We start from the raw sequence: 13,255 nt of genomic DNA, 5'->3' as shown, positions 1-13,255 counted from the left end.
CGGTGAGTTTCAACCATTTATTTACTCTACAGACTGATTATTATTTAGTTGAAATCAAAAGTTCTCCACAATCAATCTTCAGATAATTATTTTCCCGGCGGGTCATCATAGCTTACTATTGAATGCATAATGGGGCTTTAGCGAGACCCCAAAATGCAGACTTTAGAAAGAAAAATGTAAATTTAAACATCTCTCGTTCCCTTATCCTTGTTTGTGTATGAACAAATGCCCGCTGCTCCAGGAACGGGAACATTTCTAATCTCTATACTTCCGGGCGGTAATAACATAGCTTGTTTCATCGTTAATATTTTCAGGATTTATTTGTGCAATTCGTTATTCAATTAATCGATAACTTTTGAGATCTTAACATTGCGTACTCCGATTTCACTCAGGTTTAAAGCAAAACTTTTAACATCAAGTTGATTACGATAAGACACCAGAGTATTCTGTCCGGCTATTTCGGTGTCGATAATAGTGCCGCCCAGTTTTGCATTTGCTTTAACCAGTATCCGAACTGTAAAAGGTTTGTCAACACCCATGATGTTTTCAATGGCGTAGTTGTGAACCACGCTGGGATTTCCTCCCATTCTGATAGATTTTTGCCCTTCAGAAAAACCATCGCTCACCGCATCGGCATAATGCGCTGTTAAAGCCGCTGTATTAATTTGCATCTCGCATCCTTTCTGATCGCTGCCAGAAGCCGGCAAAAACGAAACTGCCAGTTTACCATTTTTCTTTTTTTGCGGAACTACGTCGAAAGTGATAATGAAATTTTCGTCCTGCAGTGGGAATTTTAATTTTGATTCAGCATTTTTAGCCAACACTACTGCATCACCGGTAGTTGGAATTACCTCTTTCATCCATTTCGTTCCAACTCTCCCATCAGGATACTGTATAAGTTCATGAATCAGGAATGGGCCACCCCATCCACTGATGGGCATCCAGCCTGCCATTACATAACGGCTATCACCAATGGGCGAAACCGAAGGAACGTTTACACCGTTATAAAAATCTTTTCCCTGTGCAACCACATCTATCCAGGGTTCATTTTTTCCTATCGGTCTTCTCCATAACGAGGTGAAGCCACCTACAACGTATTCATATTTACCCCACTTAAAATCGAACGTACAATCGCCACCTAATGGAAATTCCGGGTCTGTGCAATACCAGCCACTATCAAGCGCTGGCGACTCCCAGGTTCCTTTAGACCTGAAGTTTCCATACATTTTCAACTTCCCTTCCGGCGTGGTAAATACACTTGGGTTTTCACTGTAGTGAAAAATTAAACCACTCTTTTTGAAATTGCTGACATTGTCTTCACTTACAGAGTAGGTAGCTCCTGCGGGAAAAGATGTTTTTGGATCTGCCTTGAAATACCCTGTTCTTTTGTACTGATTAAAGTACGCCGCGATGGCAGGATAGGTCGTAAGCGAATCCGGATAAATACGCGATGTATGCAACCCGTAAGAAAGATGGAGTTTGCCGTTGTAAACGAATGGTGTACCGGTTCCAAAAGTTTCCCACTGCTCTTCGATAGGAGTTGCCGCTTCATGTTCTGTCCAGGTAATAAAATCTTTAGTAGAAAAGTGTTCAAAATAGTGACCGCCCACACCCAGTTTACTGGCGTGATGTCGTCTATCATAAAGATAGAATACATGATAGCGGCCATCGTGGAAAATAGTAGCCACATCCCCCACCCAGCTATTGTGCCCACGGGGCGTCCAATATAACAGTCCGGGCATTTTATCAATATTTCTATTGTTATCCCTTTCTACAATCATACCTGGCAAATAAATGCTTGCTTCACTTACTACTGCAGGGTTGATATTCCATGAGCGCCTATGCCACCAATGCGGATATCCGATAACAAAATCGTTATCCATCAGTTCATTGTCTACATACAAAGTCCAATGTGATTTCGTAAAGTGTACTACTACTTCATGTTTTCCCCAGGGATTTTTCAATGCAGCCAGCGGGTGACCCACCTCCAGATTGCGGGAGAAAATGTTGCTCCCTGGCGAGTGGAGTGTTACACCCGCTTCCAACACCGGCAAAGAGCCATCGGGCATTACGGAAGCCGGATAGTTTTGGCCGTCGCGTTTTTGGGGATCTGCCTGCCTCAACTTAACAGATATCAGCCCCGGAACTTCCAGTAACATTTGCTCCCCGGTAAAGGGCTGCAGATTTACCGACATTTTAATGGTAAAACTTTCATGTTTGCTATTTTCAGTAGCTATCACACCCTTAGGCTCGCTTACACTCAATGTGGTATAAGGTGCAGCCCGGGCAGTAAAAGTAAAGTAGGGACTGAGTGTGTGCAGCTTTGCAGACACATGTTTTTTTTGTGCAAATCCTGTTTGCAGTAAGCACAAACCGGCAAGTACAATCGAAAAAATGCTCTTCATTGTGATGATTTTTGGCTGATAATGTGAATTAGAAGTTTATTTACTGTGATACATGGTATGCCAGCTATTATTTTTTGCTGGCTGCCCAGGCCGATTTTAAAGCGTGAATAGATGCATTTACATTGACTTCTCCATTAGATGATAAAGAGTAGAACCTGGTTTCGTCTGGCCTAAAGCAAGAAGTCATTACCACTAGTCCATCATTTGCGTATATCTCCACCGTAGTTCTGTCTACCAATACTCTTAATTTGATTTTTCCATCAACGGCTGCCAGCTTCGCTTCGCCCATATTGTTGGTTTCGTTCACGTTTGTTCTAACAAAAGCCTTCCAATGATCTGGTGGAAAGCCGCTTTTTTCTGCCTGGCCGCCGCATCGAAGTATATTTTTAACTGCATCGTAATGGATGGTAGCACCTCTTACACCCAACTCGAAAGAGCTGGACTTTTTAAGATCTATCTCCAAATCAAAATCATATAGGTCTCCTTTAAGTTCACTCAAAGGATTCTCAGCCTGACCACTAAGCGATTTTTGAAATTTGATTTCAGCGTCATAAAGATCTTTGATCTCTCTTACAGGCGTTCTCAACAAACGAATTCCCTCAGGGGTGGTCTTTAACTGTAGTTCAGTAGGAAAGTTCATCTGTTGCTCGAAAGGCATACCCGGATATTTGTTGGTGGACAACCAGGCTATCTGGATCTTACGCGCCTCCGGAGCGTTATTCCAAATTTGCGGCGCATATAAATTATTGCCATAATCGCCAACGATCGTCCCTGTTTCAGGTTTGAATGTTATGCCATTAAATGTGCCTACTACGTAATTACCATTGGCGCCTGAAAACACCCATTTTTTAATGTTCTTATTACCATCAAGCGGGAAAGGTTCAAACCCCGGACATTCTGCAATACGATCGAGCGTCAATGTTGATATTTGCTCCCAATCACGCAGATTAGAAGAAGAGAATAGTGCAAACTCATAACCTTTATCCATATAGATAGACATGATCCATTTCTCTGAATCTTCATCCCACACTACTTTAGGATCTCTGTTCTCATTATGAATATTCTTGATTACCGGGTTTTGATCGTAATATGTAAATGATTTTCCGCCATCTGTACTATATGCAATGCACTGCGTACACTTGGGGCCTAACCCTTCATTGGGCCTGCCTCCATTGGTAATAAATGCCAGGATCGGCTTCTCTTTTCCCGTCTGAAACCCGGATACATTATGTTCGTCTACCACGGCAGAACCTGACCAACAGCCTGCCCAAACTTTGTGGGGTGTTATGTGAGAGGGAAGTTGCTCCCAATGTATCAGGTCTTTGCTGACAGCATGTCCCCAGTCCTTGTAAGCACCAGGGCGGTGTGGCGGCATGTACTGAAAAAATAAATGGTAGGTTCCATCATAATACACCAATCCATTGGGATCGTTTATCCAGTTTTTCTTTGCAGAAAAGTGAAACTGCGGTCTGTATTTTTCATTATAGTACTCAGGTAATCCATCGCTCTGCAAGGCTGCCACACCAAACAAAGCCGCAGACTCATCATCTTCCAGGTATTTATTATAAACGGCAATTCCGTCAATCCATCCTTTAAATGTAGCCTTGAGTATGTTTTTTGCATTGTCTCCATTAATATATGGTTCCTTAAATTCGGCTCCAATCAATACCGGATGATTGTTCCATTGTCGCAAGTCTCCTTCCGTAATTTCTTCGTCACGTAAAATACCGTTTACATACAACTCAGATTTTTTGCCGTTAAAACGGAACATAATGGCCTGCCAGTTGAGTACTTCATTCTCAGGTATTTTATGCTTCAGCAGGTGCGTTCCCGCAATATCGTCGCTCCCGATCATTGCTTCTATGAAGGTTCCTTCCCCATCGTGCCTGCGTAATACAATTTTGTACGCAACACTTTGATCATTGCCCGATTTGCCTAACACCGGACTGTATTCTTTTAAGGAATCCAGTTTTACTTTTGCAAATAAGGTAATGCCTCTCCCACCAATATTCAATTCTCCATCTGCTCCCTGCCCTGCACTTAACCAGGATGTACCATCAAGATATACGGCTTTACCATCATGCGTTCTTCCTTTTGTTTCCAGCTTTTCATCACCAGCGCTGGTTACGAACTTTACTGCACCTTGCTCCTGTAACTTGCTATTGAGTCCGGCCTCATCGTTTAAGCCGGCAAAAGACCATACGGCTACTGCGCCTGTATTGGCAGGCTTGTTGTTACACGACGCATACAGTAACGATCCAACCAAAAAATAAGATAGTAATACCCTCATGAAACATTTTTTAAATTTATACAAATCAATAAATCCGTAATAAAAGAGATATTAAAGCCAGATTATCACATCGGGCTTTACGACCGGTAACAACATCCAATTACAAGCTAACAACTATTGCTAATTACCGGAGGGTCAAATATCCTTTCATTTATAGAATATTTAATAAAATTACCAGTGTAAATATTCCTCTTGTTTTAATCCATTTAAAATTTACAGACGAGAATATATACTGCGTAGATCCTTCTGATATCGATTATATAAAAACACTTAAAATTGAAAAAGGCAAAACGGGTATTATTTGCGCCAATGATTCAACTGCCGCTTTGTTGTTATCATCATTAGAAAAGATTGATGTTAAGATTACTTCGGATTGTTTAATATGCGGTTTTGATAATATGAAATATTCCCAACATCTTAAATATCCCCTTACCACATATATTCAGCCTTGTGAAGAAATGGCGAGTATCAGTATTGAATTGGCGATAAGACGTATAAAAAACAATAATCACATCCCAATGACTGTGAATCTTATAGGAAAAATAATCGAACGAGAATCCACTATATTCAATCTAAAGCCATTTCTCAGCCAATGAAATTTTTTGCCAACCCAATCTAAATGACAAGTGCCAAGGATTAATAAAAGAAATAAGCAGTAACCTGTTACATAGTGAGACTTTGGGGGACACCGGTGACTTTCAGAAATTTTTACCTCCCACGGAAAAAGCCTGTGATTCCCCGTACAGGGGCTTTACAATTTTTGGTATTTGCAAAAATCAGTGCAACAGCAGCCGACATTCCTTCAATAACGCTTCTTTATTAATAGCCGCGGTACCTACTATTTCGCATACCAGCCCACCGGCAATATTAGCGGTTTCCGCCATCAGCTTCACGTTTCGTGTGGCGGCATATACCAGGGAGGCAACGGCTATCACTGTATCGCCCGCGCCGCTCACATCGGCTATATTACGGATATGCGATGGCACTATACCCCCGGCGTTACCCTGCCTGTAAAACACTCCCTTTTCAGAAAGCGTAATGAAAGAAATGTGGTGTTGTAGCTTTTCTACTAATGCCGCATGAATATCCTCCAGCAATTGTTCATCCACATTGCCGGCAATGATGTTAAGCCCTTCCATCGCTTCCTTTAAATTGGGCTTAAAAATATCCACTCCTTTATACGCGAAAAAATTTTTTCGCTTGGGATCAACTGCGGTAATAATGTGGTTGTGCCGGCACAGGTCAATTATTTTTTGTATCGCCAGTTCCGTAAGCACCCCCTTATTGTAATCTTCTATGATAATTACCTGCGGCTTTTCCTGAGCTATATAATGCTGCACGGCCAGTATCAGCCGGTTCTCGTCTTCATAGCCCAGGTTACCGGTAACTTCCTGGTCTAACCGCATCATTTGCTGGTTGCGGCCAATAACGCGGATCTTATTGGTAGTGATCCGCTTATCGCTTTGCAATAAAAACGTGGTATCAATGCCCTGCTCCGTAAACATTTTCTGCAGGGCATTCCCATCATCATCGTTGCCCGTTACCGATATCACCGATGCCTTGCCACCCAGCGAGCAAATGTTCAGCGCCACATTGCCTGCACCACCAATACGGTATTCTTTTTTATTTACAGCCACAACGGGCACGGGTGCTTCGGGTGATATACGGTCTACCTTCCCCCACATATAGGTATCCAGCATCACATCGCCCACTATGCCCACTTTTATATTTTTAAAGGACTCAAAAAGGTTTGCTACATCGTTCATGCCTTAACGGATTTTAAATTTGAGATGGCGATCAGCTATTAGCTCTCAGACCTCAGATTTGGAATTTCGGAAGTTTATGGTTTTTAATTTTTTGTTGTGCTCTTCGGATTTCAAGCTTAAGATTTCGGATTTCATATTTGAGATTTCTTTGGTTCTTGTCTTTTAGTGCTTTGCATTTCTCCCTGCAACATGCAACTTGTAACCTGCACCACATTTTCACATTCTCACATTTCTCACATTCTCAACTGCTCAAATGCTCAACCTTCGTCTCGCTAAATAATACACCGGAATGCCCAGCAAAATAATACCCAAACCCGGAATGGTATAGTTGCTTTCAAAAATCAGCAGCAATATGGCCAACGCAGTGGCAGCCAGTATATATACCATGGGCAGTACCGGGTAGCCGAATGCTTTATAGCTGCGCGGAATGCCAGGCTGTTTTTTGCGCAATATATAAATACCCGCTATGGTAAGCACATAAAACACCAGCACGCCAAATATCACCATGGCCAGCAAATCGTTATAGCTGCCTGTAAGGCATAACGCTGAAGCCCATATGCATTGTATCCACAGTCCGCGGCCCGGAACACTGTATTTATTCAAATTACCTGCCTTCTTAAAAAATAATCCATCCTTTGCCATGGTATAATAAATACGGGCACCCGCCAATATGAGTCCGTTGTTACAACCGAAGGTGGAGATCATGATCATTACCGCCACAATAAGCGAACCGCTGCCGCCAAATATTTTTTCGGCTGCCGCCACACCCACCCTGTCGTTAACGGCAAACGCAATTTCATTAAAAGGAAGCACCGCCAGATACATGAGGTTGGTAGCTACGTAAATAATGGTAACAATGCTTGTTCCGAGGAATAATGCCCTGCCTATATTTTTTTGGGGCGATTTAATTTCTGCTGCAATAAAGGTTACATTATTCCACGCATCACTGCTGAACAAAGTGCCTTTCATGGAAACAGCAACAGCACCGAACAGCGCCAGTCCAGACAGCAGCGTAGTAACCGTTTGTCCGTTTACATTAGCCATACTGCTGAACGTCCATGCATGCTGCCAGTTGGCATTCCACACTTCCGCTTTGGCGCCCATTAAAAAGCCAAATACGGTTAGCCCTACTAATGACAGGATTTTGATTAAGGTAAAGCTGGTTTGAATGATCTTGCCGTTTTTAACGCCACGGCTGTTTACATAGGTAAGTAACACAATAGAAGTAATGGCCAGTACCTGTGCGCCGGAAATGGTAAAGCGGCCAATGCTAAGTACAATATTTTGTTCACCGAAGGCCGGAATAAGATACGCGGTGAATTTAGCAAAGGCAACTGCCACCGCGGCAATGGTGCCGGTTTGAATTACGCCAAACTGCGTCCATCCGAATAAAAAAGCTACGAAGGGATTATACGCTTCCCGCAGGTAAACATATTGTCCGCCGGCCCGGGGAAACATGCCCGACAGCTCGCCATAACTCAGCGCGGCAATTGAAGTAATAATACCCGTCAGTATCCACATCATCACCAAAACGCCTGCGCTCCCCACATTACGGGCAATTTCGGCGCTCACGATAAATATGCCCGATCCAATCATTGACCCGGCCACCAGCATGGTAGCATCCAGTAAACCCAGCGTGGGTTTAAACTGCTTTGAGGTATTTTCTGCCATAAAAAATCCCGGAACTTTCCGGGATTTGAAGATAATACATTCTGCCGCTCCTGCCTGCTATTTTTTCTTGTCTTCGTTTTTATACATCGTGTTCAACCCGGCAATCACATCTTCCGTAATATTAAATACAGGGTCTTCATACAAAAAGATATTCGCGTTTCTCGAATACGAAAAAACATAAGTATAACCCCGTTCTTTACAGTAGCCCGATAAATAATCATTGATCTTTTTAAAAATGTCGTCGCGCATGATCATCGCTTCCTGCTGTACATCCTGCTCCGTTTTGCGGCGCTGATTTTCGAGGTATTGCAATTGCTGGTCGTATTCCTTCTTAAAAGCATCCGCTTCAGCCTGGGTAATGGCGTTTCCCTTTTGCAGGAAATCTATCCGTCGTTTATCCAATTGCTGATAGGCGCCGTTCAACTGGCGGTCTAACCCGTCTTTCTTCTTTTCAAAAGCTTCAATTTTACCTTTATAAAACTCAAATCTCGCGTCTATAGAATCTAAGTCAACATAAGCGATCTTTAACACTTTTGCCTGTGCTGTATCCCCGGAACGCACCTCAGTAACCAGTCCGCGCAACTTTGTGTTTTGTGTTTGATACTGGTAAAATAATATACCCGCAAGGATTAAAGCGATTGAGCTCAATACTATGGAAAGATACTTCATGCGTATTTTTTTGCAAATTATGGAATAAAAAAGGAGCAGAAGCCTGCAGCTCTGCTCCTGTTATATTATTTTAACAAACTATTCTTCTTCATCAAAGCTCATGGCTTCGCGGGTAGTTTGCAATAATTCGTATTCTTCCTTGCTGCCTACGATCACATTGTCGAATTCACGCAACCCTGTACCTGCAGGTATGGGGTGGCCGGTAATTACGTTTTCCTTCAATCCCAGCATATCATCAGCCTTACCCTGTATGGCAGCCGAACTCAGCACCTTGGTGGTTTCCTGGAACGATGCTGCGGAAATCCAGCTATGCGTACCCAGTGACGCCTTGGTAATACCCAGTAATACGGGCTTGGAAGTAGCAGGATTAGCGTCTCTGTATTCTGCCAGCTTCTTATCGCTCCTGCGAAGGATAGAGTTTTCTTCCCGCAGCTCGCGCAAGCTTACGATCTGTCCCGCACGCAGCTTAGCAGAATCGCCCGGCTCTGTTACTACCTTTTTATCGTATATCCAGTCGTTCTCTTCAATAAATTCAAAGCGGTCTTCCAGGTCTTCTTCCAGGAACTTGGTATCGCCCGGCTCAACAATTTCAATTTTCTTCATCATCTGCCTCACAATTACCTCAATGTGCTTATCATTGATGCGTACGCCCTGTAAGCGGTATACTTCCTGGATCTCATTCACCACGTATTCCTGTACGGCAAATGGTCCTTTAATATTAAGGATATCTGCAGGCGCTATCTGACCGTCAGATAAAGGTGTGCCCGCTCTTACAAAGTCGCCGTCCTGTACAAGAATCTGCCTGGTAAGCGGAACCAGGTATTTTTTAACTACGCCGTCCTTAGCTTCGATAATGATTTCGCGGTTACCCCGTTTTACCACACCAAAAGAAACAACCCCGTCAATTTCGGAAACAATGGCAGGATTGCCCGGGTTACGTGCTTCAAACAATTCCGTTACACGCGGTAAGCCACCGGTAATATCACGCAGCTTGCCCAGTACACGCGGAATTTTTACCAACACCTGACCGGCACGAACCTCTTCGGTTTCATCCACCACAATATGCGAACCTACGGGAAGGTTATAGGTTTTAACTTCCTTTCCTTCCACTATAAGCATAGGTATCTTGGTCTTATCTTTTGTTTCTATTACTACTTTTTCACGATGCCCTGTTTGCTCATCTGCTTCTTCACGATAAGTAAATCCTTCCAGTACGCTGTCAAATTTAATGGTACCGGCCTGTTCAGAAACAATAACATTATTGAACGGATCCCATGAGCAAATGATATCCCCTTTTTCTACTTTCTGGCCATCTTTTACATTTAAGGTAGCGCCGTAAGGAATATTATTAGTGATCAGCAGCCTGTCATTTTTTACATCAATGATCCTCATCTCACCTGTACGGCCAATTACAATCTGTACCTTCTCTCCCTGGTTATTGTCGGCAGTTACGGTACGTAACCCGTCAAACTGCACTGTACCATCGAACTTAGCGGCTAACTGTGAATCCACCGAAGCGGAACCTGCCACACCACCCACGTGGAAGGTACGCAGGGTTAACTGGGTACCCGGTTCGCCAATAGACTGAGCGGCAATTATACCTACCGCATCTCCTCTCTGTGTAAGATAACCCGTTGCCAGGTTAAGTCCATAGCATTTTACACACACACCACGCTTACTTTCGCATGTTAATACCGAGCGTATCTCTACCGTTTCTATCCCGCTTTCTTCAATGGTCTTCGCAATATCTTCTGTAATTTGTTCTCCGGCGCCAAGGATCAGTTCATCCGTTACCGGATTGTAAATATCGTGTACAGAGGTACGTCCTAATATCCGGTCATATAAAGGCTCAACAACATCTTCATTGTCTTTTAAAGCGCTGATCGCAATACCACGCAGTGTACCACAGTCTTCTTCATTAATCACTACATCCTGGGCAACGTCAACCAAACGACGGGTAAGGTAACCGGCATCCGCTGTTTTTAAAGCGGTATCAGCCAACCCTTTACGGGCGCCGTGTGTTGAGATAAAATATTCCAGTACATTCAGTCCATCCTTAAAGTTGGATAAGATCGGGTTTTCAATAATTTCTGATCCCGAGGAGCCACTTTTACGCGGCTTGGCCATTAATCCTCTTATTCCTGCCAACTGTTTTACCTGTTGCTTACTGCCACGTGCACCCGAATCCAGCATCATATACACAGAGTTGAATCCCTGTTTATCGGTTGCCATTTCACGTATAAGGGTTTCCGTAACACGGGTATCCACACGCGACCATATATCAATGATCTGGTTATACCGTTCGTTATTGGTAATAAGACCCATATTGTAGTTTTCCCAAACTTCCTTCACTTCATCTGATGCTGAATCTACCAGCTCCTGCTTCAACTGCGGAATAACAAGGTCATTAATATTAAAGGAAAGTCCTCCCTTGAACGCCGTACGGAAGCCTAATTGCTTGATATCATCAAGGAATTTAGCCGTTTTGGGAACATTGGTGATCTTAATGATATCGCCAATGATCTCCCGGAGCGATTTTTTGGTAAGCAGCGCATTGATAAAGCCTACTTCTTCAGGAACAAACTGGTTAAATATTACACGGCCTACTGTGGTATCTATCAGTTTCTTCAGCATCTCGCCATTATCTTTACGGATAGTAGCCCGTACTTTTATAGGAGCATGCAAGTCAACCTTGCCTTCGTTATAAGCGATAATTACCTCCTCGGCACTGTAAAAACTTTTCCCTTCGCCCTTTATTTTTTCGGTTTCGGTTGATTTCTTCCCTTTTGAAATATAATACAAACCCAGTACCATGTCCTGCGAAGGAAGCGTAATAGGTGTGCCGTTCTGCGGGTTGAGGATGTTGTGTGAAGACAACATCAGCAGTTGTGCTTCCAAAATAGCCGCACTGCTCAGCGGAACGTGAACCGCCATCTGGTCACCGTCAAAGTCGGCGTTGAACGCGGAACATACCAGCGGGTGTAATTGTATGGCTTTGCCTTCCACTAATTTTGGCTGAAATGCCTGAATTGATAAACGGTGCAGCGTGGGGGCACGGTTGAGCATGATGGGATGGCCTTTAAGAATGTTTTCAAGGATATCCCAAACAATAGCTTCCTTACGGTCTACGAGCTTCCGAGCGCTCTTTACCGTTTTCACAATACCTCTTTCAATAAGCTTGCGGATGATGAACGGTTTAAACAATTCGGCACCCATATCTTTGGGTAAGCCGCATTCATGCAGCTTCAAATCAGGTCCTACCACAATTACAGAACGGCCTGAATAGTCAACACGTTTACCCAGCAGGTTCTGACGGAAGCGACCCTGCTTTCCTTTCAGCACATCGCTCAGCGATTTTAACGCACGTCCGCCTTCTGCTTTAACCGCATTGGATTTACGGGAGTTATCAAAAAGTGAATCTATCGCTTCCTGGAGCATACGTTTTTCATTACGCAGGATCACTTCCGGCGCTTTGATCTCCAGCAAACGTTTTAAGCGATTATTACGGATAATAACACGACGATATAAATCATTGAGGTCGGATGATGCGAAACGACCACCATCCAACGGAACTAAAGGACGAAGCTCCGGAGGAATAACCGGTATATACTGCATTACCATCCATTCCGGGCGATTTTCAATCCTGCCATTGGCATCGCGGAAAGATTCTACCACACTTAACCGTTTTAAAGCATCCGCTTTACGCTGCTGCGATGTTTCGGTAGCAGCGGCATTCCGCAGGTCGTAGCTTAACTGGTCAAGATCAATCCTTCCCAGCATGGCATGGATAGCTTCCGCACCCATTTTAGCAATGAACTTCTGTGGATCATCATCCGGCAGGTACTGGTTATCTTTAGGAAGGTTTTCCAGTATCTCCAAGTATTCTTCTTCAGGCAGCAGGTCTCCCACTTTAAGGTTACGGTCTTCCCGTATCCCCGGCTGTATAACTACGTATCTTTCATAGTATACAATGCTTTCCATTTTTTTGGAGCTGATGCCCAGCAGGTAACCGATTTTATTGGGAAGACTTTTGAAATACCAGATATGAACTACGGGTACTACCAGCTTAATATGACCCATTCTTTCGCGACGCACTTTCTTCTCTGTAACTTCCACACCGCAGCGATCGCAAACGATACCCTTATAACGGATACGCTTATACTTACCACAGGCGCATTCATAATCTTTTACCGGCCCAAAGATCCGCTCGCAGAACAAGCCATCCCTTTCGGGCTTATAGGTACGGTAGTTAATGGTTTCAGGCTTCAAAACCTCACCATAAGATCTTTCCAGGATGGCATCAGGAGAAGCCAGGCTGATCGTGATCTTGGAAAAATTTGATTTGGGGCGATTATCTTTTTTGATAGCCATATAGCGTTTATAATTTGTAGTTTGTTATTTGTTGTTGCATGAACAGAGCGTTCCGTTTATTGCCTATTCACCATTCACTATTC

At 43.5% G+C, this 13,255-nt stretch carries 7 protein-coding genes; 1 reads left to right on the top strand and 6 read right to left on the bottom strand.

Annotated elements, in window-relative coordinates:
• Positions 1 to 341 precede the first annotated feature (341 nt).
• Positions 342 to 2,405 (bottom strand): glycoside hydrolase family protein, encoded by a 2,064-nt coding sequence (locus PLE34_RS13405; protein WP_324557770.1) that lies wholly within the window; start codon positions 2,403 to 2,405, stop codon positions 342 to 344.
• A 67-nt stretch (positions 2,406 to 2,472) separates the two neighbouring features.
• Positions 2,473 to 4,695, bottom strand: a complete 2,223-nt coding sequence (locus PLE34_RS13400; RefSeq protein WP_324557768.1) for a glycoside hydrolase family 32 protein — start codon at positions 4,693 to 4,695, stop codon at positions 2,473 to 2,475.
• A gap of 32 nt (positions 4,696 to 4,727) precedes the next feature.
• Here PLE34_RS13400 and PLE34_RS21885 point away from each other — a divergent pair, with 32 nt between their 5' ends.
• Positions 4,728 to 5,291: a substrate-binding domain-containing protein gene (locus PLE34_RS21885; protein ID WP_502875878.1), complete on the top strand. Its 564-nt coding sequence runs from the start codon at positions 4,728 to 4,730 to the stop codon at positions 5,289 to 5,291.
• 180 nt (positions 5,292 to 5,471) lie between these two features.
• On the opposite strand, the gene PLE34_RS13395 is transcribed toward PLE34_RS21885, so the two are convergent.
• The 4 genes from PLE34_RS13395 to rpoC all read right to left on the bottom strand — a co-directional run bounded on the left by PLE34_RS13395 (position 5,472) and on the right by rpoC (position 13,172).
• On the bottom strand, positions 5,472 to 6,461 hold the full coding sequence (locus PLE34_RS13395) for a bifunctional heptose 7-phosphate kinase/heptose 1-phosphate adenyltransferase (protein WP_324557766.1): 990 nt from the start codon (positions 6,459 to 6,461) through the stop codon (positions 5,472 to 5,474).
• Between the two features lie 249 nt (positions 6,462 to 6,710).
• Positions 6,711 to 8,132, bottom strand: coding sequence for an APC family permease (locus tag PLE34_RS13390; RefSeq protein ID WP_324557765.1), 1,422 nt, complete (start codon positions 8,130 to 8,132; stop codon positions 6,711 to 6,713).
• 57 nt (positions 8,133 to 8,189) lie between these two features.
• Positions 8,190 to 8,801: an OmpH/Skp family outer membrane protein gene (locus tag PLE34_RS13385; protein WP_324557763.1), complete on the bottom strand. Its 612-nt coding sequence runs from the start codon at positions 8,799 to 8,801 to the stop codon at positions 8,190 to 8,192.
• Between the two features lie 78 nt (positions 8,802 to 8,879).
• Positions 8,880 to 13,172, bottom strand: a complete 4,293-nt coding sequence (rpoC, locus tag PLE34_RS13380) for a DNA-directed RNA polymerase subunit beta' (protein ID WP_324557762.1) — start codon at positions 13,170 to 13,172, stop codon at positions 8,880 to 8,882.
• Positions 13,173 to 13,255 lie beyond the last annotated feature (83 nt).

This window comes from Agriterribacter sp., from assembly GCF_035445465.1.
Classification (GTDB): Bacteria; Bacteroidota; Bacteroidia; order Chitinophagales; family Chitinophagaceae; genus Agriterribacter.
Note: the sequence above shows the minus strand (reverse complement) of the source record. Positions and strands in the feature narration are given on the sequence as shown.